Origin of the sequence: Kluyvera sp. CHPC 1.2972 (genome assembly GCF_036759925.1) — a bacterium.
Taxonomy (GTDB): Bacteria; Pseudomonadota; Gammaproteobacteria; order Enterobacterales; family Enterobacteriaceae; genus Kluyvera.
This window is the reverse complement of sequence record NZ_JAPKIB010000002.1, coordinates 227,522-249,821: the sequence shown is the minus strand read 5'-3', so window position 1 is coordinate 249,821 and position 22,300 is coordinate 227,522. Positions and strand designations below refer to the sequence as shown.

The 22,300-nt window shown below is 54.7% G+C and carries 18 protein-coding genes; 11 read left to right on the top strand and 7 right to left on the bottom strand.

Features of this window, described 5'->3' with window-relative positions; genetic code table 11:
* Positions 1–18 precede the first annotated feature (18 nt).
* The 4 genes from yiaA to xylA form a co-directional block, all read right to left on the bottom strand.
* Positions 19–456: an inner membrane protein YiaA gene (yiaA, locus tag V6944_RS04685; RefSeq protein ID WP_333498081.1), complete on the bottom strand. Its 438-nt coding sequence runs from the start codon at positions 454–456 to the stop codon at positions 19–21.
* 50 nt (positions 457–506) lie between these two features.
* The gene (gene yiaB / locus V6944_RS04680; protein ID WP_333498080.1) at positions 507–875 is read right to left on the bottom strand and encodes an inner membrane protein YiaB; all 369 of its coding nucleotides are present in this window, start codon (positions 873–875) and stop codon (positions 507–509) included.
* A 167-nt stretch (positions 876–1,042) separates the two neighbouring features.
* Entirely contained in the window at positions 1,043–2,497 is a 1,455-nt protein-coding gene (gene xylB, locus V6944_RS04675) for a xylulokinase (RefSeq protein WP_333498079.1), read from the bottom strand.
* 80 nt (positions 2,498–2,577) lie between these two features.
* Positions 2,578–3,900 (bottom strand): xylose isomerase, encoded by a 1,323-nt coding sequence (gene xylA / locus V6944_RS04670; protein WP_333498078.1) that lies wholly within the window; start codon positions 3,898–3,900, stop codon positions 2,578–2,580.
* A gap of 358 nt (positions 3,901–4,258) precedes the next feature.
* On the opposite strand from xylA, the gene xylF reads away from it, so the two are divergent.
* The 4 genes from xylF (at position 4,259) to xylR (ending at position 9,264) form a co-directional block, all read left to right on the top strand.
* A complete protein-coding gene (xylF, locus tag V6944_RS04665; RefSeq protein WP_185667442.1) occupies positions 4,259–5,251 on the top strand; it encodes a D-xylose ABC transporter substrate-binding protein in 993 nt (330 codons plus the stop codon).
* A gap of 57 nt (positions 5,252–5,308) precedes the next feature.
* Positions 5,309–6,850 (top strand): xylose ABC transporter ATP-binding protein, encoded by a 1,542-nt coding sequence (locus tag V6944_RS04660; protein WP_333498077.1) that lies wholly within the window; start codon positions 5,309–5,311, stop codon positions 6,848–6,850.
* Positions 6,828–8,009, top strand: coding sequence for a xylose ABC transporter permease XylH (gene xylH / locus V6944_RS04655; protein WP_333498076.1), 1,182 nt, complete (start codon positions 6,828–6,830; stop codon positions 8,007–8,009). Before V6944_RS04660 ends, xylH begins: the two co-directional genes overlap by 23 nt.
* 70 nt (positions 8,010–8,079) lie before the next feature.
* A complete protein-coding gene (gene xylR, locus V6944_RS04650) occupies positions 8,080–9,264 on the top strand; it encodes a D-xylose utilization transcriptional activator XylR (protein WP_185667445.1) in 1,185 nt (394 codons plus the stop codon).
* A 57-nt stretch (positions 9,265–9,321) separates the two neighbouring features.
* Here xylR and V6944_RS04645 read toward each other — a convergent pair whose 3' ends face one another.
* Positions 9,322–10,176, bottom strand: coding sequence for a protein bax (locus V6944_RS04645; RefSeq protein WP_333498075.1), 855 nt, complete (start codon positions 10,174–10,176; stop codon positions 9,322–9,324).
* 307 nt (positions 10,177–10,483) lie between these two features.
* Here V6944_RS04645 and V6944_RS04640 point away from each other — a divergent pair, with 307 nt between their 5' ends.
* The 5 genes from V6944_RS04640 (at position 10,484) to V6944_RS04620 (ending at position 17,261) form a co-directional block, all read left to right on the top strand.
* On the top strand, positions 10,484–12,520 hold the full coding sequence (locus tag V6944_RS04640) for an alpha-amylase (RefSeq protein WP_333498074.1): 2,037 nt from the start codon (positions 10,484–10,486) through the stop codon (positions 12,518–12,520).
* Positions 12,521–12,693: 173 nt separating this feature from the next.
* Positions 12,694–13,947 (top strand): valine--pyruvate transaminase, encoded by a 1,254-nt coding sequence (gene avtA, locus V6944_RS04635; protein WP_333498073.1) that lies wholly within the window; start codon positions 12,694–12,696, stop codon positions 13,945–13,947.
* Between the two features lie 418 nt (positions 13,948–14,365).
* Positions 14,366–14,629: a hypothetical protein gene (locus tag V6944_RS04630; RefSeq protein WP_333498072.1), complete on the top strand. Its 264-nt coding sequence runs from the start codon at positions 14,366–14,368 to the stop codon at positions 14,627–14,629.
* Positions 14,617–15,441, top strand: coding sequence for a collagen-like triple helix repeat-containing protein (locus V6944_RS04625; protein WP_333498071.1), 825 nt, complete (start codon positions 14,617–14,619; stop codon positions 15,439–15,441). Before V6944_RS04630 ends, V6944_RS04625 begins: the two co-directional genes overlap by 13 nt.
* Positions 15,442–15,545: 104 nt before the next feature.
* Positions 15,546–17,261, top strand: coding sequence for a ShlB/FhaC/HecB family hemolysin secretion/activation protein (locus V6944_RS04620; protein ID WP_333498070.1), 1,716 nt, complete (start codon positions 15,546–15,548; stop codon positions 17,259–17,261).
* Here the strand turns inward: V6944_RS04620 and V6944_RS04615 are convergent.
* On the bottom strand, positions 17,253–17,714 hold the full coding sequence (locus V6944_RS04615; RefSeq protein ID WP_333498069.1) for a 4Fe-4S dicluster domain-containing protein: 462 nt from the start codon (positions 17,712–17,714) through the stop codon (positions 17,253–17,255). The genes V6944_RS04620 and V6944_RS04615 overlap by 9 nt on opposite strands.
* Positions 17,715–17,835: 121 nt before the next feature.
* Complete coding sequence (locus tag V6944_RS04610; RefSeq protein ID WP_333498068.1) at positions 17,836–18,654, bottom strand: AraC family transcriptional regulator; 819 nt, start codon at positions 18,652–18,654, stop codon at positions 17,836–17,838.
* Positions 18,655–18,894: 240 nt separating this feature from the next.
* Here V6944_RS04610 and V6944_RS04605 point away from each other — a divergent pair, with 240 nt between their 5' ends.
* Complete coding sequence (locus V6944_RS04605) at positions 18,895–20,295, top strand: MFS transporter (protein WP_333498067.1); 1,401 nt, start codon at positions 18,895–18,897, stop codon at positions 20,293–20,295.
* A gap of 10 nt (positions 20,296–20,305) precedes the next feature.
* Entirely contained in the window at positions 20,306–22,276 is a 1,971-nt protein-coding gene (locus tag V6944_RS04600) for a glycoside hydrolase family 127 protein (RefSeq protein ID WP_333498066.1), read from the top strand.
* Positions 22,277–22,300: the final 24 nt, after the last annotated feature.

Genomic DNA, 22,300 nt, shown 5'->3' with positions numbered 1-22,300 from the left:
GCACCCGGGCGTAGGTCATTATTCGAGTGCGTCTTCCACTGCGGTTACCGTTCCACTTAACCGTTCACTACCGCCGTCACGAATATTTTTCTGTACCGCGACTGCACCAAATAAGCTTAAAAAGAATGCCAGACCGTAAAACCCTTTCTCACTCAGCAGCAACGTGGCATTCCACAAGCCGATGACCAATAAACCAACACCAATAATAAAGGCGAGAAGACAGGTGATGTAATAAATTGATGTCGTCGGAATGCCTTCATATTTATCACGCACCGTCTTTTGATACGATGCAGCAGAAAACAGGCCGAGGACTAATACGGCAAAATAATAACCTTTTTCATTCAACTGCATATCGGCATTCCACAGCCCCAGCAGGTAGGTCACTATGCCACCAAGAAGCGCAATCCAGGAGACAATACTGAATGCGGGGGAAAATGTTGATCGCTGATTATCCATAATAGTATTCCTTTCCATTGTGGGACGGTGTGAAACGCAGTGAATATTTCTTACTCATTACGTTGGGCCGTCATCTCATTTGAGGCCCCAGTTAGCATGACCTGCCCTAATAAGCAGAGGCAGAACGCAAAAAGATAAACAACTTTTTCTGCCAGCGAGAGCGGCGCATTCCATAATCCCACCAGCAGCAACCCGCTAGTCATAAGCGCTACCATCTGGCAGACAGCGGCAAAACGATCGTCAAGCAGCCCGCGTTTCACTTCACGCTGGTAGACATAGATGATGAACATGCTGGTTATCAACACACCCAGAAAATAGCCCTTACCGCTTAATAACGGACAAGCCTGCCATAAACCAATGAGGTAAATCAGGGCTCCGACAAGCATAAATAGCCATGCAATAAGCGCAGAACGTTTCATTGGGATCTCCTTATCCATCAAATGCACATTATGGGAAACGGGAGACCGGCGACACTGAAAAAGGGAGTCAGGGGAGCATTTCAGAATACAACCATGCGATTTTTTTATCGTTTTCGCCGGTTTAATTTCGGGAGTAAATCCCTCCTGCGAACAGGAGGGATTTATCATCAGGACATCAGCGGGAGAAGCTGCTGATATAACCTGCGGAAAGTCTCACGGCGCTGCTGATAAACCGCATGCTGCTGAGCATCCGGGCAATGCGTTTGTTCCAACTGCAGTTGCGGCAGCAGGTCTGAAAGCGGTTTGTCCGGATTAACGGCAATTTGCGCCAGCCGCGCCGCACCCAGCGCCGGGCCAACATCCCCCCCGGTGCGGTAATCCAGCTGCAGCCCACTAATATCCGCCAGCATTTGTCGCCACCAGGAGCTACGCGCACCGCCGCCGATCAGTGTGATGCTCTTTGGCGTCACACCGCAGGCATGAACGACATCCATCCCATCCGCCAGCGCGTAGCCCACGCCCTCAAGCACCGCTCGCGCTAGCTCGGCAGGACCATGCTGGTGAGTCAGACCGAAGAAGACGCCTTTGGCCTGCGGGTTATTATGCGGCGTGCGTTCACCGGAAAGATACGGCAGGAACCAGATAGGATCAGCCTGATTATCGGCAGATTCCGCCGCGCTAATCAGCGCAGGCACGGTCGTCAGGCCGGTCAGCCTGGCGGCCCAATCCAGACAGGAGGCCGCGCTCAGCATCACCGACATTAGATGCCAGCGTCCTGGCAGCGCATGACAGAAGCTATGTACCGCGCTTTCCGGCTTGCTCAGGAAACCTTCGCTCACCGCAAAGTAGACCCCTGATGTCCCCAGCGACAGCATCGCCTGACCGGCATCCGCCATCCCGACGCCGACGGCGCCAGCGGCATTATCACCACCACCGGCCACGACCGGCACCGCAGGCATATTCCATGCGCTGGCCACCGCTGGCAGTAGGTGCCCAGTGATGTCGCAGCCTTCATACAGCGCAGGCATGTTGTCACGGCTCAGATGACAGGCGGCAAGCATCTCGTCGCTCCAGTCACGCTTCGCCACGTCCATCCACATGGTACCGGCAGCATCTGACATATCGCTGGCAAAATCGCCAGTCATCCGTAGACGGAGATAATCTTTTGGCAACAGCACCTTATCAACCTGACGGAATATTTCGGGCTCATGGCGCTGTACCCACAGCAGTTTCGGCGCGGTAAAGCCCGGCATCATCAAATTGCCGGTTATCTGGCGCGACGTTTTCACCTGCGCTTCCAGCAATTCACACTCTTGCGCGCAGCGGCCATCGTTCCACAGAATCGCGGGACGCAGCACGCGCTGTTGTTTATCCAGCAGCGTCGCACCATGCATTTGCCCGGCGATCCCCAGCGCTTTCACCCCTTGCAGGCTATGCTGCTGACCGAGCCCCTTCATGGCACGATCCGTCGCCTGCCACCACTGCTCAGGATCCTGTTCGGACCATAGCGGATGCGGACGGGAAACCGTCAGTTTTTCCGTCTGCGACGCCAGGACCACACCCTGCTCATCAAGCAGAATCGCCTTAACGCCAGACGTGCCTAGATCTATGCCGATATACATCGCGACTGCTCCTTTAGGTGGTACGATGCCCGGCAAGCTTGCGCTCCCGGGCACGGTATACTGCGAAATGCGTGATGAACTTACTTGTCGAACAGGTAGTGGTTTACCAGCCCTTCCAACAGTTCCTGATGGCCGCTCTGGTGCTGAGGCGCCAGCTGATGCTGTTCTGCATATTTCGCCAGATCCTGCAGTGACATCTGACCTTTGAGGATCTGCTGACCCAGTTCGCCGTTCCAACCCGCATAGCGTTTCGCCACGCGTTTATCCAGCTCGCCGCCTTCAATCATACGGGCCGCCACTTTCAGGGACAGCGCCATCGTGTCCATCGCGCCAATATGACCGTAGAACAGGTCATATTTGTCAGTGCTCTGACGACGAACTTTCGCATCGAAGTTCAGGCCACCGGTGGTGAAGCCGCCCGCTTTCAGGATTTCGTACATCACCAGCGCGTTTTCTTCGACGCTGTTCGGGAACTGGTCGGTATCCCAACCCAGCTGCGGGTCGCCGCGGTTCGCATCGACGGAACCAAACAGGCCCAGCGCAATGGCGGTCGCAATTTCGTGATGGAAAGAGTGACCCGCCAGCGTAGCGTGGTTCGCTTCGATATTGAGCTTAATCTCTTTTTCCAGACCGAACTGCTTCAGGAAGCCATAAACGGTTGATGCATCGTAGTCATACTGGTGTTTGGTCGGTTCCTGAGGTTTCGGCTCGATAAGCAGCGTCCCCTGGAAACCAATTTTGTGTTTGTGCTCAACCACCATCTGCATGAAGCGGCCAATCTGTTCACGTTCCTGACGCAGATCGGTATTCAGAAGCGATTCGTAGCCTTCACGACCGCCCCACAGCACATAGCTTTCGCCACCCAGTTTATGGGTTGCATTCATGGCGGTGAACACCTGAGTCGCCGCCCAGCTAAAGACTTCTGGGTCCGGGTTAGTCGCTGCGCCCGCGCCGTAGCGTGGGTTGGTGAAGCAGTTTGCGGTACCCCACAGCAACTTCACGCCACTCTGCTGCTGTTTCTCAGCCAGCACGTCCACCATCTGAGCAAAGTTATTCAGGTACTCTTTCAGGTTGGCGCCTTCTGGAGAGACGTCCACGTCGTGGAAGCAGTAGTAAGGCACGTTCAGTTTGTGGAAAAATTCAAACGCCACGTCAGCTTTGCGTTTCGCACGTTCAATGGCTTCGCCTGGCTGCTGCCACGGACGATCGAATGAACCGACACCAAACATATCCGCGCCGTTCCAGCAGAAGGTATGCCAGTAGCAGGCTGCGAAGCGCAGGTGGTCTTCCATACGTTTGCCCAGCACGAGTTCATCTGGGTTGTAGTGGCGGAAAGCCAGCGGGTTTTCGGTTTTTGGGCCTTCGAAACGAACACGATCCAGTTGGTCGAAATAAGCTTGCATAATGAACTCCATAATCTGACACGCGGCGAGGAATACTTCGTGTTGTAATACTGAATTCTGATTTGCGGTAGCTCAATTACGTTATTTCACACTGCTATTAAGAGAATCCACAAATGTGCGCTGGCTCGCAAAATAAATAGGAATCCGCCTCGCTTTATGTGAGTAAATTTTGCATACGGTAATTTTAAAATCAGATCGCGGTCAAAAATTGACAATTAAACGAAATATCGTAATGGGAAGATAAAAATCTGTAATTGCCAGCAGGCGTATACATGTTAAAAATTTGCTGCGTGTTAAGTCATCTCTGTTTCTTTTATCGCCAATCTCATCTCCTATCCCTACAGAAGGCATTACGATTATGAAGATAAAGAACCTTTGCCTCACACTCTGCGCATCGCTACTTCTCACCAGCATGGCGAGCAGTGCTAAAGAAGTCAAAATCGGTATGGCTATTGATGACCTGCGCCTGGAGCGCTGGCAGAAAGACCGTGACATTTTCGTGAACAAGGCCGAACAGCTTGGCGCGCAGGTCTTCGTGCAGTCCGCCAACGGCAACGAAGAGACGCAAATGTCGCAGATAGAAAATATGATCAACCGCGGCGTGGATGTCCTTGTTATTATTCCTTATAACGGGCAAGTACTTAGTAACGTAATTAAAGAAGCCAAACAAGAAGGCATTAAAGTATTAGCCTATGACCGCATGATTAATAACGCGGATATCGATTTTTATATTTCCTTCGACAATGAAAAAGTCGGTGAAATGCAGGCACAAAGTCTGGTCAACCAGGTCCCTCAGGGAAATTATTTCCTGATGGGCGGCTCGCCGGTTGATAATAATGCCAAGCTGTTCCGTGCCGGGCAGATGAAAGTATTAAAACCTTATATTGATGACGGCAAGATTAAAGTCGTAGGCGATCAATGGGTTGACGGCTGGCTGCCGGAAAATGCGCTGAAAATCATGGAAAACGCCCTCACCGCCAACAATAACAAAGTGGATGCCGTGGTCGCCTCTAACGATGCTACCGCAGGGGGCGCCATTCAAGCACTCAGCGCCCAGGGCCTGGCTGGCAAGGTGGCCATTTCAGGCCAGGATGCCGATCTCGCAGGCGTGAAGCGCATCATCAACGGCACGCAGACCATGACCGTGTATAAGCCGATTACATTGCTGGCCAACAGCGCGGCAGAAATTGCCGTCGAACTCGGTAACGGAAAACAGCCTAAAGCCGATGCCACGCTGAATAACGGGCTGAAAGATGTACCGTCCCGCCTACTGACCCCGATTGAAGTCAATAAAACCAATATTGACGAGACCGTAGTGAAAGACGGTTTCCATAAGAAGAGCGAACTCTAAACGGCCCGCCCCGGCCTCGCGCTGGGGCAGCCTGGCTTACGCGGAGCACAAGCACTTATGCCGTATTTACTCGAAATGAAAAACATCACCAAAACCTTCGGGGTGGTGAAGGCGATTGATAATGTCAGCCTGCGATTAAACCCCGGCGAGGTGGTTTCCCTGTGCGGCGAAAATGGTTCAGGGAAATCGACTTTAATGAAGGTGCTATGCGGTATTTACCCGCATGGCAGCTATGAAGGGGAAATCGTTTTTGCCGGTGAGACGCTACAGCCGACGCATATTCGCGACACCGAGCGTAAAGGCATTGCCATTATTCACCAGGAGCTGGCGCTGGTTAAGCATTTGACCGTGCTGGAGAACATTTTCCTCGGTGCGGAAATTAGCCGCCACGGCGTGCTGGATTACGACACCATGACGTTGCGCTGCGAAAAGCTGCTCGCGCAGGTCAACCTGGCCATTTCACCGGATACGCGAGTGGGAGATTTAGGGCTCGGGCAACAGCAGTTGGTTGAAATTGCCAAAGCGCTGAATAAACAGGTTCGACTGCTGATCCTCGACGAACCCACCGCGTCGTTAACCGAGCAGGAAACCGGTGTGCTGCTGGGGATTATTCGCGATCTGCAAAACCACGGCATCGCCTGCGTCTACATCTCCCACAAGCTCAACGAAGTCAAAGCCATCTCAGACACCATCTGCGTGATCCGCGACGGTCAGCACATTGGCACCCGCGATGCCACCAATATGACCGAAGATGACATCATCACCATGATGGTCGGACGCGAACTGACCGCGCTTTATCCGAGTGAACCTCACTCCGCCGGTGATGAAATTCTACGTGTGGAGCACCTCACTGCCTGGCACCCCGTGAACCGCCATATTAAACGCGTTAACGACATCTCCTTTAGCCTAAAGCGCGGGGAGATCCTCGGTATCGCGGGTCTGGTCGGCGCCGGGAGAACCGAGGCGGTACAGTGCCTGTTTGGCGTATGGCGCGGGCGCTGGGAGGGAAAAATCTTTATTGATGGCAAGCCGGTGGATATCCGCAACTGCCAGCAGGCCATCGCCCACGGTATTGCGATGGTACCGGAGGACCGCAAAAAAGATGGCATCGTGTCGGTGATGGCGGTCGGTAAAAACATTACGCTCGCAGCGCTAGGCGACTTCAGCGGCGCGCTCAGCAGCCTGGATGATGCCAAAGAGCAGCAGTGCATTTTGCAATCCATTCAACGCCTGAAGGTCAAAACCTCTTCGCCGGATCTCGCCATTGGTCGCCTGAGCGGCGGCAACCAGCAAAAAGCCATTCTGGCGCGCTGTCTGCTGCTCAATCCACGCATCCTCATTCTGGATGAACCCACGCGTGGGATCGATATCGGCGCGAAGTACGAAATCTATAAGCTTATCAATCAACTGGTACAGCAAGGGATTGCCGTCATCGTTATTTCTTCTGAATTGCCGGAGGTACTGGGTCTGAGCGACCGGGTGCTGGTGATGCATGAAGGGAAATTAAAAGCCAACCTGGTCAACGACAATCTGACTCAGGAACAAGTGATGGAAGCCGCCTTAAGGAGTGAACGTCATGTCGAAAAACAACCCGTCTGAAATCAAACTGGCGGCCCCTGCATCCGCCCCTGCGCTGCGGCTAAAATCGCTTAACCTGCAGGTCTTCGTCATGATCGCGGCCATTATTGTGATTATGCTGTTCTTCACCTGGACCACCGAAGGCGCTTACCTCAGCGCGCGAAACGTCTCTAACCTGCTGCGCCAGACCGCCATCACCGGCATTCTCGCCGTCGGCATGGTGTTTGTGATTATCTCCGCCGAAATCGACCTTTCTGTCGGTTCCATGATGGGCCTGCTGGGCGGTGCTGCCGCTATTTTTGACGTCTGGCTGGGCTGGCCGCTACCGCTGACCATTGTCGTTACGCTGGCAATGGGTCTGGTGCTCGGTGCCTGGAACGGATGGTGGGTGGCCTATCGCAAAGTGCCGTCGTTTATTGTCACCCTGGCCGGGATGCTCGCCTTCCGCGGCATTCTGATTGGCATCACTAACGGCACCACCGTTTCCCCTACCAGCGCGGCCATGTCGCAGATTGGTCAAAGCTACCTGCCAAACGGCATCGGCTTTACCTTCGGTGCCATCGGGCTGATGGCGTTTGTGGCCTGGCAATGGCGTGGGCGGATGCGCCGTCAGTCGATGGGGCTTGGTACACCAGCATCCAGCAGCGTGGTGGGACGTCAGGCGCTGACGGCGGTGATTGTGCTAGGCGCCATCTGGTTGCTCAACGATTATCGCGGTGTCCCAACGCCGGTACTTCTGCTCACACTGCTGCTATTAGCAGGGATGTTTATGGCAACCCGCACCGCCTTTGGTCGGCGCATTTACGCCATTGGCGGCAATATCGAAGCGGCGCGTCTCTCCGGTATTAACGTTGAGCGCAATAAGCTTGCGGTCTTTGCCATTAATGGCCTGATGGTCGCGATTGCCGGGCTGATTCTTAGCTCACGTCTGGGGGCAGGTTCGCCGTCTGCCGGGAACATTGCCGAACTGGATGCCATTGCCGCCTGCGTTATCGGTGGAACCAGCCTGGCGGGTGGTGTCGGCAGCGTTGCCGGCGCGGTGATGGGGGCATTTATTATGGCTTCACTCGACAACGGAATGAGTATGATGGACGTGCCCACTTTCTGGCAATATATCGTCAAAGGTGCAATTTTATTACTTGCCGTCTGGATGGATTCCGCAACCAAACGGCGTGCTTGATTGCCCAGCCGTGGTGTTGCCGTTCCCCATGACGGCAACACCCCTCATGATTCACGAGGAACCCTGAACCATGTTTGGAAAACGTCACCGCGTGACGCTGCTATTCAATGCCAATAAAGCCTTTGACCGTCAGGTGGTTGAAGGCGTGGGCGAATACTTACAGGCGTCGCAATCTGAGTGGGATATCTTCATAGAAGAAGACTTCCGCGCACGTATCGAAAACATCAAAGAGTGGCTGGGCGATGGCGTTATCGCCGACTACGACGACCCGACCATCGAAGCGCTCCTGACCGACGTCAACGTCCCCATCGTCGGCGTAGGCGGCTCCTATCACCGCCAGGAACAGTATCCTCCCGTTCACTATATCGCCACCGATAACTATGCGCTGGTTGAAAGCGCCTTTCTGCACCTGAAGGAAAAAGGGGTGCATCGCTTTGCGTTTTACGGGCTGCCCTCCGCTAGCGGCAAACGCTGGGCCGAGGAGCGCGAATATGCCTTTAGCCAGATCGTCGCCAAAGAGAAATATCGCGGCGTCATCTACCAGGGCCAGCAGACCGCGCCGGAAAACTGGCAGCATGCGCAAAATCGGCTGGCCGATTGGCTGCAAACTCTCCCGCCGCAAACCGGCATTATCGCCGTTACCGACTCCCGCGCCCGCCATGTCCTGCAAGCCTGCGAGCATCTGCATATTCCGGTACCGGAGAAGCTGTGCGTGATTGGCATCGATAACGAAGAGTTGACCCGCTATCTCTCGCGCGTGGCCCTCTCCTCCGTGGCGCAAGGGGCCAGGCAGATGGGGTATCAGGCGGCAAAACTGATGCAGCGGTTGCTCGATAACGAAGTCCTGCCGCTCCAGCGCGTGCTGGTTCCCCCGATGAGGGTGATGGAGCGACGCTCCACCGACTATCGTTCATTGAATGACCCGGCGGTGATTCAGGCGATGCACTACATCCGCAATAACGCCTGTAAGGGCATTAAGGTGGAGCAGGTGCTGGACTCGGTGGGGATCTCCCGCTCAAACCTCGAGAAGCGTTTTAAAGAGGAGGTAGGGGAAACGATTCATGCGGTTATCCACAGCGAAAAGCTGGAAAAAGCCCGCAGCCTGCTGGTTTCAACCTCTCTGTCGATTAACGAGATCTCGCAGATGTGCGGATATCCCTCGTTGCAGTACTTCTATTCGGTGTTTAAGAAAGAGTATGACACCACGCCAAAAGAGTATCGCGAGCAGCACAGTGAATCCTTGATTCAGACCTGAACCAGCGGCATAAAAAAAGGCCTTCCAGTGGAAGGCCTTTTTCAATTGCAGCGTCGATTACATATGGGCGGCAATCAGACGTTGGTTATCCTGGTACATCGCGAACAGGTAGTCGTTATAGCTTGAACCCTTGGTCGAATACCCTTTCAGCTTATGAATCATCGCCGTGGCGGTGAGTTCCTGATCCGACTTACGCATCTGAGCGCGAGATTTACGGAACGAGGCATAAGCCGGGTGCGTATTCAGGTTAGCTGCGTAGGCCTGAACGGACTCCTTTACGGAATCAAACTTGGTGTAACCGTTCACTGAACCTGCGCCATTTTTACAACCTTTGCCGCATTTCATGCCGAACAGGTTGTTATTAGCCCGTGCCAGCTTAGAGGTTCCCCAACCGCTTTCTGCAGCAGCCATGGTAGCGACCATGCTGCCTGGGATAATGTCGACACGCTCAAGCAGCAAATTCCACGGCACCTTACGGGTGTTGCCGTTCCAGCTGACTTTGTAACGCGCGGCGATATCTTTCAGACGCGCACGTTCAGACGGCGACCAGCGGCCTTCGTACTGTTTAGAAACCAGCCAGTTACGATCGGCAGTAATAGCCGCATTTTGACTTGTGATATAAGGCATTACCGTCCGGAGAAACGCTCTTTTCCTTGGGGTTCCGGAAGGGTATTTTCGCAAATCAGGAAGTGAACTGCTCTTTACACTATTGCGAGAATACTCTTGTTTACTGCTTGCCTTGCTATAACTTGCCTTTGTTACTTTTGGTGCCGTCGCCTTCGTATGCTTTGTTACCGAGGCTTTCGGATGCTTCGTTACCGTGTGTGTTGTTGCAAACACCCCACCTGAAAAAGTACAGATGAGTAACATAAGTATCGCGGCCCCATATCGTCGAATGGGAGTCGATATCATTAGGTCTCCTGGTCGGATTTAATCATTCCAACGCCTTATTATTTCAAAAAATTGAGAGCTGAATCTCAAATTATAGCAAAAATACCCCGCCAACGCACGCTCAGGAAATAGTCCGATTCCGAAACGCCATCTGGACGCGATTCAGCATAAGACAAATTGCGCAGGCAAAATGTCAGCCACCTCTCATTTTAGTTCATTTTTTGACCGCCATCACTCAGCCCTGCTTCTCCTCCTTTTGCCAGGAGGAGCACAACGCGATAAGCGACTGGCACACTGAAGGAAAATTCGTTGGCGCAAGGATCCTGGAATGAAATTCGTCGCTCTGATACCGCTACTAATTCCCACTTTTGCCGGCGCAGCCAGCTGGTCCAGCGAGGGCTTTCCGGCCTTTTCGGCAGAAGGCACCGGGAAATTCAGCAGCCAAAAAATGCTCGCTAAGGGTACTCGCCCTCTAAGACTGCATTTTGACCAACAGTGCTGGCAGCCCGCTTCACCCATCCGTCTCAACCAAATGCTGTCGCTGGAACCGTGCCAGGGCGAAGCGCCACAGTGGCGTCTCTTCCGTGACGGCAGCTACGTGCTGGAGGTTGATACCCGCTCAGGGACGCCAACGCTGACCATCGCGGTACAAAACGATGCCCAGGACAGCGCAAACCCAGTGGCCGTCCGTCAGTGCCCGCGCTGGGACGGAAAACCGTTGACGCTGGACGTCACCAACACGTTCCCGGAAGGCAGTACCGTGCGTGATTTTTACAGTGGCCAGACGGCGACGGTAAAACAGGGAAAGGTCACGCTGCGTCCCGCCGATAACAGTAACGGACTCCTGCTGCTTGAAAGCGCGGAAGTCTCCGGCACTGCGCCGTTCAGTTGGCACAACGCCACGGTCTATTTCGTGTTAACCGACCGCTTCGTCAACGGCGATCCGAGCAACGACCATAGCTATGGCCGCCATAACGATGGCATGGAGGAGATTGGTACCTTCCACGGCGGCGATCTGAAAGGCTTGACCAGCAAACTCGACTATCTGCAAAAACTGGGGGTGAATGCACTGTGGATTAGCTCTCCGCTCGAGCAGATCCACGGCTGGGTTGGCGGTGGCACAAAAGGCGACTTCCCGCACTACGCCTATCACGGCTATTACACCCAGGACTGGACGCGCCTGGACGCCAATATGGGTACCGAAAGCGACCTGCGCGCATTGGTTGATAGCGCACATCAGCGCGGCATCCGCATTCTGTTCGACATAGTAATGAACCACACCGGCTACGCTACCCTTGCTGATATGCAGCAGTACCAGTTCGGCGCGCTCTATCTTAAAGGCGATGACATCACGAAAACGCTGGGCCAGCAGTGGACTGACTGGAAACCGGGTCCCGGCCAGACCTGGCATAGCTTCAACGATTACATCAACTTTAGCGATAAAGCCGCGTGGGAAAAATGGTGGGGTAAAGCGTGGATCCGCACGGATATTGGTGATTACGATAACCCCGGTTTTGATGATTTAACCATGTCGCTGGCGTTCCTGCCGGACCTGAAAACCGAGTCTACTTCGCCGAGCGGGCTGCCAAATTTCTACCGCAATAAGCCAGATACCCACGCCAAAGCCATCGAGGGTTACACGCCGCGCGACTATCTCACCCACTGGCTCAGTCAATGGGTACGCGACTACGGCATTGACGGCTTCCGGGTGGATACCGCCAAACACGTTGAGATGGCCGCCTGGCAGCAGCTCAAAACGCAATCTATCGAGGCTTTAGCCGCGTGGAAGAAAGCCAACCCGCAAAAAGCGCTCGACGCCGCACCGTTCTGGATGACCGGTGAAGCTTGGGGACATGGTGTGATGGAGAGCGACTACTACCGCCACGGCTTCGATGCGATGATCAACTTCGACTACCAGGATCAGGCGGCAAAGGCCACCGACTGCCTGGCCAATATCGATATGACCTGGCAGCAGATGGCCGATAAGCTGCAAAGCTTCAACGTCTTAAGCTACCTGTCATCACACGATACCCGCCTGTTCCGCGAGAAAGGCAACAACGCAGCCGAACTGCTGCTGCTTGCCCCTGGAGCCGTACAGATTTTCTACGGCGATGAGTCCAGGCGTCCCTTTGGGCCAACCGGTTCAGACCCACTACAGGGCACCCGCTCGCAGATGAACTGGCAGGACGTGACCGGCCAATCTGCCGCTGCCGTCGCGCACTGGCAAATGCTGGGCCAGTTCCGCGCCCGTCACCCTGCTATCGGCGCAGGCAAGCAGACCACTCTCACTCTGCCGCAGGGCTATGGTTTTGTTCGTGAAACAGCTGGGGATAAAGTGATGGTCGTCTGGGCAGGCAAGCCATAACGTATTCTTATCATGGCCCGTATTCACCATACGGGCCTCTTTAGAATAAATGACTACATAAACACAAATATCACGTATTATTCGCTAAAACCACTTCCACGAGGCTATTTGCACCCTATCGTCAGTGGCGTTATCGTTATCGGCTTCACAGAACAAGCAATAGAAGCTCGGCTATGACATTTTCACTTTTTGGCGACAAATTCACCCGCCATTCGGGCATTACCCGCCTGATGGAAGACCTCAACGACGGTTTGCGCACTCCGGGAGCCATCATGCTAGGCGGCGGTAACCCGGCGCAGATCCCAGAGATGAACGCATACTTCAACAATCTACTGGCAGAGATGCTGGAAAGCGGCAAAGTCTCTGAAGCGCTGTGCAATTACGATGGTCCTCAGGGCAAAAACGAACTGCTCGTCGCCCTCGCCGATATGCTGCGCAATGAATTAGGTTGGGATATTGGTCCACAGAATATTGCACTGACAAATGGCAGCCAAAGCGCGTTTTTCTACTTGTTCAATCTGTTCGCCGGTCGACGCGCGGACGGTTCTACTCGCAAAGTGCTGTTCCCGCTGACGCCAGAGTACATTGGCTATGCGGATTCCGGCCTGGAAGACGATCTGTTTGTTTCTACCCGCCCGCACATTGAACTGCTGCCGGACGGGCAGTTTAAGTATCACGTCGATTTCGATAATTTACCGATCGGTGAAGACACCGGGATGATCTGTGTTTCACGTCCGACCAACCCAACGGGTAACGTCATCACCGACGATGAACTGAAACAGCTGGATGCATTGGCTAACCAGCACGGCGTACCGCTGGTTATCGATAATGCCTATGGCGTTCCTTTCCCAGGCATTATCTTTAGCGAGGCGCGCCCGCTGTGGAACCCGAACACCGTGCTGTGCATGAGTTTGTCCAAACTCGGCCTGCCGGGCAGCCGCTGCGGCATCATCATTGCCAACGAATCGATCGTCACCGCCATTAGCAATATGAACGGCATCATCAGCCTTGCGCCAGGCGGTATTGGGCCTGCCATTATGTGCGAAATGATTAAACGTCGCGATCTGCTGCGTTTGTCGGAAACCGTTATCAAGCCGTTCTACTACCAGCGCGTGCAGGAAACCATCGCCATCCTTCGCCGCTATTTGCCGGAAGAACGCTGCCTCATCCATAAGCCCGAAGGGGCCATCTTCCTGTGGCTGTGGTTCAAAGATTTGCCGATCACCACCGAAGTGCTCTACCAGCGCCTGAAAAAACGCGGCGTCCTGATGGTGCCCGGCGACTTCTTCTTCCCTGGGCTGGATAAGCCCTGGCCGCACACCCACCAGTGTATGCGCATGAACTATGTGCCGGAGCCGGATAAAATTGAAGCTGGCGTTAAAATTCTTGCTGAAGAAATTGAATCGGCCTGGAATGCGCAGCATTAAAATATGATATATCAGCCTCCGAAAAACGGAGGCTGATATTTTTCTGTGATCGGCACTGTTATTTTATAAAGAAGAAATAGAAATACACGCCAACTACCCTACTCGGATTACTCCCAATTTCAGCCTGCTATTTCATTACCGCTAAAGACTCGCACCTATTATTCATTATTGCTTAATACGTTAAATATGGAGTAACAGCATGTTTCGCAAGCGCATATTTATTTACATAGCAGACTTTGTTTACGCTTAAGTTAAATCAGACTTTTCCATACTTTCGTATGAAAAGAAACACCCCATGCAAGGCTTAATTTTCACCATACACTGACTAATACGCACTCGGCGTTTTTAACTGGTGGAGATAAGATCATGGCCTCTAAAAAAATTAGCCAATTAAGCATAATTGCTATGGCGGTGCTTCTTGCATTCTCACTCTCTGCCTGTAGTGGAAGCGGCGGAGGTTCACATTCAACGGCCAAAAACGGTACCACGACGGGTAGCGGTTCTGGTGGTGGAGACGGCTCCGGGAGCGGCAATGGCTCTGGCAGCGGCAACGGAAGCGGTAACGGCTCAGGTAATGGCTCTGGCAACGGAAATGGTAACGGTTCTGGCACGGGTTCAGGTAGTGGCCAAACAGCTGCCAGCAGCATTCTGGGTGAGACCGGAAAAGCGGTGTCTGGCGTAGGCGATACGCTGGGGGGATTGGGTAGCCAACTGACCACCACCACGGGCAACAATCCGGTGACGTCGACTATTTCAACTACCGTCACCGGTGTGGGTAACGCGGTCGATACCTTAGGGACCGGCGTAACCAACGGCGTCGGGAATTCATCAAATCCTAACGGCGTGGGGACTACGCTGCAGGGCACTACCAGTACCGTTACCGTGCTGGGGAATACAGTATCCGGCGTGGGCAGCAACCTCTCGACCAGCACCTCGGGAACACCGGTTGCTGGGGTGACCGGCCTTGTCGGTAATGTCGTCAATAGCACAGGTCAAATTGTCAGCAGCACCGGCACTGGCTTAACCAGCACCCTGCAAAGTCCGGGTGCCGTAGCCGCCACGACAGGCGTAACCTCTGTCGTCAATAACACGCTGTCTGGTGTCCAGGGCGTCACCCAGGGCGTCGGGACAACGACTGGTTTAGGCACTCCGGTTAACGGCCTGCTCACCCAGGTAGGCACCACCGTGAGCGGGGTTGGTAACAACGTCAGCACCACAACGCCTGCTCTGGGCGGCGTCGGACAGGTTGTCACTAGCGTTGGGAATATCGTGACGGATACCGGTGGCTTAGTGAAACCTACGGGCACCCAAACCGGCAGCAGCGGTGGCGGTCTGTTGGCAAGCACCTCACTGGGCGGCACGGTCAGCTCATTAACCAATACGCTAAACGTCAGCACCTCTGCTAACGCCAGCGCCAGCAGCAGCTCTTCAACTACAACCACCACCAGCAATCCTTTAGGGGGTCTGCTCGGCGGGTTAACGTTAAAAAAATAAGCTATATATTTATTAATGCTTTCCGTGCCCCCGCAATGGGGGCACGTTTTTCAGCAGAATAAAAATAATCATCCTTGCACAATAAAATACACAAGGAATGCGTCATGAAAACGACCCTGGCTTATGCGCTATCGGGGGTTGTTCTGCTTAATATAGCCAGAGCAGACACATTACCCGCATTGATTGACCCCAATAACCCGGCAAAAGCGGAACATAACAGCACGCCGCAAGCGCCTCCTGCAGCAGCCCCAAGTTTAACCGTAAGCGTTCCCAAAAATAAATTAACGCCTGAAACACTTATTAAAGTCGAACATATTCAATTTATTGGCGGGACCGTATATCCGTTAAAAGAGTTATTGCAGCCTTTTGTTCCCTACGCACACAAACAGGTCCCATTAAAAACGCTGGCCGGGATAATTAATAATATTACGCTGCGCTACCGCGCTGACGGCTACCCGCTCTCCTACGCCTGGCTTCCCGATGATAATTTTCATGACGGCACGATAAAAATCGTTCTGGTGGAGGGCTATGTTGCGCACAGCGACATTCAAACAAATAACCCTAATCTGGCCGAGCGTTTAAAGCGGCTTGCCGCCAAAATCATGGCCGAGAAGCCGTTGACGCAGGCCACCTTCGACCGCTATACCCAACTGATGACCCGAACTCCCGGTGTCACCGTTGATGCCAGCGCGCAACTGCCGCAAAACATCTATGGCGCCGCAGCCATGCAGGCCAAAAGTATCCAGCCGCATATCTGGGATATTTCATCGACCATCGACACCCGTCGCGACCAGAACATGGCGTTCGTCACCGGCTCGCTGAGCAACTTAACCAGCTATGGCGATCAGCTTGGGTTAGCAACATTGATTCCACTCGACAGCTCAACGCGGAAATCTTACCTGGGGCTTAACTATCAACAGTTCCTGACCGACGACGGGCTGATGATGCAGCTCAAGGGTAGCTTCTATCGCGATAATCCACGGGACTACACGCCGCTTCTGTACTTCCCGGGCGGCTACTTCGATTCCCGACAAAAAACCACGCAGTATAACGGCGGCGCGATGTTCAGCTATCCGATTATCCTAACCGGCAAGCAACAGCTTAACGTCAACGGGGGCGTGGACTATACCGACCGGCGTAATGACAATCATCTCCGCCAGATTACGAATAACCAGACGGTTGCTAGCGGCGATATCAACAGCCACGTTCGCTACCCAGCATTTGAGTTCGGCATTAACGGCCTGCAGGCATTCGACCGCGCCAGCATTAACGGCAAGCTAACGCTGCGTCAGGGCGTAGATATTTCATCTATAGCAGATGCCTCACCGGCCTACGGCAACGATCTCTCTTTCACGCTCTGGAAAAGCAATATTGATGCAGCCTGGATGATCACCGACAAATGGCGACTCTCCACGTCAATGGAAGGCGACTGGTCAGATAACGATTTGCCCGAGCCCGAACGCGTCAGCTTCGGTGCCCAACGATTTGGGCGCGGCTACCAGGATGGAGAGGCCAGCGGTGACTACGGCTACGGCGGGCAGGTTGAACTTCGCTACCTACATCCGATCAAAGAGAATCGCTGGGTTGCTACCGTGCAGCCGTACGTGCTGACCGATACCGCCCAAACCTGGTTCAACGCACCGGGGCTGCCGCATCAACGGCTCGCTTCTGTCGCCACCGGGGTGATGTTTGCCGATAACAAACACTACAGCGTGACGGTCGAGGCCGCACGCCCGGTGGGCGATGTACCGACCGATAGCCACAGCCGCGACTGGCGTTATAGCCTGACATTCAGCTGGAACTTCAACAACCTACATTAATCCCGGCGCCGGGCGCTCGCTGATATCAACACTGGCCAGCGCCCCCGTCGGACAGGCTGCCACGCAGGCGGGGCCTTCATCACGGTGACGGCATAAATCGCACTTAATCGCCTGCGGTCGTCGCGCCTGCATGCTGACGTTCATCGCCCCAAAAGGGCACGCCAGCATACAACTCTTACAGCCGATACAGCGCGCCTGCTCAACGGCCACGACGCCGTTTTCACGCTGGATCGCACCGGTGGGGCATACGTTACTGCACGGAGCATCCTCACACTGATGGCAGGCCACCGCCGTGGAAAACGTTCCGCCCTTCACCACCCGAATACGGGGAAGAAATGCCTCGCGCGAGACGCTAGCGCACGCCTGTTCGTCCTGATGCGCTACCACGCAGGCCACTTCACAGGTTCGACAGCCAATGCACTTTAAAGAATCAGCGACAATAAACGAGTTCATTTCCCACTCCGTTACGAGAGATAAACCCTAAGAGTGCCAGAGCGGCGGGGAGATACGCTTTGATCCGGCGTGGGGAATGGGCATTTTTTGTTAAATGCCAGAGTCATTTCAGTCGTTTGCCTCAGGCCGAATTGATATGTTCCTTACAGTACCGCCGCTTCCACGCGGCGGGCGTCAGCCCGGTGTGCTTACGGAAGATTTGTCGGAAATACCCCACATCGGCAAAACCGCACTGCTCGGCCACTTCTTTTAGTGAGCGCGCATGGTTACTCAGCAGCTTTTCCGCCGCCTTTACCCGCTGACGGTGTATGGCTTCGGTAATGGTGAGGTGGAAAACGCGCCGATAAACGCGTCCCAGATAATCTGCATTGCAGTGCAGCTCCCGCGCTAACGTGGAGGTCGACAGCGGGAGATGGTAGCGCGTGTGGATCACCTGTTGCGCTTTCCATGCCAGCGCCGCGCCGCCTTCATCCTTTGGCTCCGCCTGCTGCGCCGAGAGTGAAATATGTTGCAGAATCAACAGCAGAATCAGTTCCAGCGAGGCGTTGCGCTGAATGTTCTCTTGCTCGTTGAGAAACTGGCGAAACAGCGATGTCAGGTACTGAGGGTCGTGTAGCGTGGTCTGCTGAGGGATAGCTAACTGCGTTAACAGCGGGTGCGGCGATGCCGAGGCGCTAATCTCGAAATGCAGCCAGTAGAATTTCAGGTCGGCGGGAAAATCCTCGATGCCAACGTGTCGGCGACCGGGCCAGAGCAACAGACTATCGCCCGCAGCAACGTGAAAAGTACGATCCTCTTCCTGAATCGCTAATGTCCCTTTTTCAACAAACAGCACCTCCCACGAACGCAGCCTGCGGGCCGGATGCCGACCCACGCCCCGGGAGATAAACAGCCCGCCGTTTTGTACCTTAATCGGAAGCGCTATGGATAGATTGAGCATAAATATTAATAATCCCGCTTGTTCGCCAAAAACAAACACCCTTTCTATTTGATTATTAACAATTAAAGTCGTTTATGCTCGATCGCCTTCACACTTTTCCAATCAGGTCGGAATTACCCACTTTTTATACTTCTTTGTGACCTTGTTGGTCTTCGTTTTCCAGGCAAAATTAAACAGGTCATGACACAACAACAATATCCCTACTAAAAGCAGACATCTCCACATTGCGAGGAGCATCCCATGACCGCTACACCCATTTCCACCAACGAGGTTGTGCCGGGTACCCTGGACGAGAAGTTAACCGTTCGGGAGAAAATCGGCTACGGCCTTGGCGATGCAGGCGGCACCGTCATTACCTGTCTCATCGGCAATTTTCTCACCTTTTTCTACACCGACGTTTTTGGCCTGACGCCCGCGGTCGTGGGTACGCTCTTTATGGTACTTCGCGTTTTTGATGCAATTTCCGACCCGATTATGGGCGTGGTCGCAGACCGCACCCGCAGCCGCTGGGGGCGCTTTCGCCCGTGGCAGCTGTGGATTGCGGTTCCCATTGCGATTGTCGGCGTGCTGACCTTTACCGTACCTGATGCCAGCATGGGCGTGAAAATTGCCTGGGCCTTCGGCACCTATCTGCTGCTCTCCGTCAGCTACACCGCCATCAACGTCCCTTATTGCGCGCTGATTAACACCATGACCACGCGCCATAGCGAGGTGATCTCCTGCCAGGCCTGGCGCTTTGTACTGTGCGGCGTGGCGGGCTTTTTGGTCTCCGTCGGCCTGCCGTGGTTGGTGAACGTACTGGGCCAGGGCAACAGCGCTCAGGGCTATCAGTACGGCGTGGGCATCCTCTGCGCGATTGCCGCCGTGATGTTCCTGTGCTGCTTCTTCTGGGTTCGCGAGCGCGTTTCACTGGACATGATGGGCAAGTTCACCCTGCGTGAACACATCGCCGGGCTGCGCCAAAACGACCAGCTGCTGCTGATGCTGCTGATGTCCTTCCTGCTGATCAACGTGTTCAATATTCGCGGCGGCGGCTACATGTACTTCATCACCTACGTTCTCGGCGGATCCACCGGCTATACCTCACTGTTCTTCACGATGGTGACCTTCGCGTCGATTTTCGGTTCGGTGATCATCAACTTCCTGTCGCGCCGCTTTGATACCGTCAAGCTGTACTACCACACCAACCTGGTGCTGGCGGCGCTCGCCGTGCTGATGTGGTTCCTACCGACCGGGGCCGCCTACCAGACGCTATGGCTGGCGGTTATCCTCGGCAACGGCATCATTCTGGGCTTTACGCTGCCGCTGCACTTCTCCCTGATGGCCTTCTCTGATGATTACGGTGAGTGGAAAACCGGCGTGCGTTCATCCGGCATGAACTTCGCCTTCAACCTGTTTTGCATCAAGCTCGCCTGGGCATCCAGCGCTGGCATCATCAGTCTGGTGTTTATCTACGTCGCCTATCAGCCGGGCGCAGGGAATCAAACCGCATCATCACTTGCCGGGATCACCGCCACCGAGACGCTCTTACCGGCGCTGTTCCACCTGCTGCTGGCGTTCTCCATCCGCGCCTGCAAGCTCAATAACCCTATGATGTCGCGCATTGCTACCGACCTGCGCGCGCGTCACGTCTCATCCTGAGGAGTTTGTCATGTCCGTTATGGAAGTCGATTTGCATACCTTGAAAGTGAATGACCCGTTTTTCGCCCAGTACCAGCAGTTGGTGCGCGATGTGGTGATCCCGTATCAATGGGATGCGCTGAATGACCGGATAGACGACGCTGAGCCGAGCCACGCGATAGAGAATTTCCGCATCGCCGCCGGGCAGCAGGAGGGAGAATTCTACGGCATGGTGTTCCAGGACAGCGACGTAGCGAAATGGCTGGAAGCCGTCGCCTGGTCGCTGTGCCAGAAGCCGGATGCCGAGCTTGAACGCACCGCTGATGAAGTGATCGAACTGGTGGCCGCCGCCCAGTGCGAAGACGGCTATCTCAACACCTACTTTACGGCAAAAGCGCCTGATGAGCGCTGGACCAATCTGGCCGAATGCCATGAGCTTTACTGCGCCGGGCATATGATTGAAGCGGGCGTGGCCTTCTTCCAGGCCACCGGCAAGCGCCGCCTGCTCGAGGTGGTATGCCGCCTGGCTGACCATATCCACCAGGTCTTTGGCACCGGTGAGCAACAGATCCACGGCTATCCGGGCCACCCAGAGATCGAACTGGCGCTGATGCGCCTGTATGAAGTGACTCAGGAACCGCGCTACATGGCGCTGGTGAACTACTTCGTTGAAGAACGCGGCAAGCAGCCGCATTTCTATGACGACGAGTATGAAAAACGCGGTCACACCTCCTACTGGCATACCTATGGCCCGGCCTGGATGGTGAAAGACAAAGCCTACAGCCAGGCGCACCAGCCACTTGTCGAGCAGCAAACCGCTATCGGCCACGCGGTGCGCTTTGTCTACCTGATGACCGGCGTGGCGCACCTTGCCCGGCTAAGCAACGACGAAGGTAAACGCCAGGATTGCCTGCGCCTGTGGAACAACATGGCGCAGCGGCAGCTGTACATTACCGGCGGCATCGGTTCACAAAGCAGCGGGGAAGCCTTTAGCAGCGACTATGACCTGCCGAACGACACGGTCTACGCCGAAAGCTGCGCCTCAATTGGCCTGATGATGTTCGCTCGCCGCATGCTGGAGATGGAAGGCGACAGCCAGTATGCCGACGTCATGGAACGTGCCCTGTATAACACGGTGCTCGGCGGCATGGCGCTGGACGGGAAACACTTCTTCTACGTTAACCCGCTGGAAGTGCACCCGAAAACGCTGCAGTTTAACCACATCTACGACCACGTGAAGCCTGTGCGTCAGCGCTGGTTCGGCTGCGCCTGCTGCCCACCGAATATCGCCCGCGTGCTGACGTCAATCGGCCACTATATCTACACGCCGCGCGCAGACGCGCTGTACGTGAACCTCTACATTGGCAATAGCGTAGAAGTGCCGGTGGGCAGCCAAACGCTACGCCTGCGCATTAGCGGCAACTATCCGTGGCAGGATCAGGTCAAGGTAGCCATTGATTCACCGGATCCGCTGAACCACACGCTGGCACTGCGTTTGCCTGACTGGTGCAGCGCGCCGCAGGTGGCGCTGAACGGCCGTGATGTCGCCGGAACGGTGAAAAAAGGCTATCTGCATATCAGCCGCACCTGGGTTGAGGGCGATACGCTCACCCTGACAATGCCGATGCCGGTGCGCCGCATCTACGGTAACCCGCTGGTACGCCACGTCGCCGGGAAAGTCGCCGTGCAGCGTGGGCCGCTGGTCTACTGCCTGGAGCAGGCCGATAACGGTGAAGAACTGCATAACCTGTGGCTGCCGGATAACGCGGTGTTCACTGAGCGGGAAGGCAAGGGTATTTTCGCCCACAAGGTGCTGCTGCAGGCGCAAGGTGTGAAATACACCACGCGCCATCCAGAAAAGCAGTCGTTGTGGCATTACGACACAGCCCCCGCCGAACGTCAGGCCCAGACGCTGACCTTTATTCCGTGGTTTAGCTGGGCTAACCGTGGCGAAGGGGAAATGCGTATTTGGGTTAACGAAGAAAAGTCAGCGGAGATGTAGTCATTGTAGCCCGGACGAGGCGTG

Bases quoted from the DNA above. Each gene is read 5' to 3' on its own strand.
- yiaA (WP_333498081.1), bottom strand. From the start codon at position 456: ATGGATAATCAGCGATCAACATTTTCCCCCGCATTCAGTATTGTCTCC.
- yiaB (WP_333498080.1), bottom strand. From the start codon at position 875: ATGAAACGTTCTGCGCTTATTGCATGGCTATTTATGCTTGTCGGAGCC.
- xylB (WP_333498079.1), bottom strand. From the start codon at position 2,497: ATGTATATCGGCATAGATCTAGGCACGTCTGGCGTTAAGGCGATTCTG.
- xylA (WP_333498078.1), bottom strand. From the start codon at position 3,900: ATGCAAGCTTATTTCGACCAACTGGATCGTGTTCGTTTCGAAGGCCCA.
- xylF (WP_185667442.1), top strand. From the start codon at position 4,259: ATGAAGATAAAGAACCTTTGCCTCACACTCTGCGCATCGCTACTTCTC.
- V6944_RS04660 (WP_333498077.1), top strand. From the start codon at position 5,309: ATGCCGTATTTACTCGAAATGAAAAACATCACCAAAACCTTCGGGGTG.
- xylH (WP_333498076.1), top strand. From the start codon at position 6,828: ATGTCGAAAAACAACCCGTCTGAAATCAAACTGGCGGCCCCTGCATCC.
- xylR (WP_185667445.1), top strand. From the start codon at position 8,080: ATGTTTGGAAAACGTCACCGCGTGACGCTGCTATTCAATGCCAATAAA.
- V6944_RS04645 (WP_333498075.1), bottom strand. From the start codon at position 10,176: ATGATATCGACTCCCATTCGACGATATGGGGCCGCGATACTTATGTTA.
- V6944_RS04640 (WP_333498074.1), top strand. From the start codon at position 10,484: ATGAAATTCGTCGCTCTGATACCGCTACTAATTCCCACTTTTGCCGGC.
- avtA (WP_333498073.1), top strand. From the start codon at position 12,694: ATGACATTTTCACTTTTTGGCGACAAATTCACCCGCCATTCGGGCATT.
- V6944_RS04620 (WP_333498070.1), top strand. From the start codon at position 15,546: ATGAAAACGACCCTGGCTTATGCGCTATCGGGGGTTGTTCTGCTTAAT.
- V6944_RS04615 (WP_333498069.1), bottom strand. From the start codon at position 17,714: ATGAACTCGTTTATTGTCGCTGATTCTTTAAAGTGCATTGGCTGTCGA.
- V6944_RS04610 (WP_333498068.1), bottom strand. From the start codon at position 18,654: ATGCTCAATCTATCCATAGCGCTTCCGATTAAGGTACAAAACGGCGGG.
- V6944_RS04605 (WP_333498067.1), top strand. From the start codon at position 18,895: ATGACCGCTACACCCATTTCCACCAACGAGGTTGTGCCGGGTACCCTG.
- V6944_RS04600 (WP_333498066.1), top strand. From the start codon at position 20,306: ATGTCCGTTATGGAAGTCGATTTGCATACCTTGAAAGTGAATGACCCG.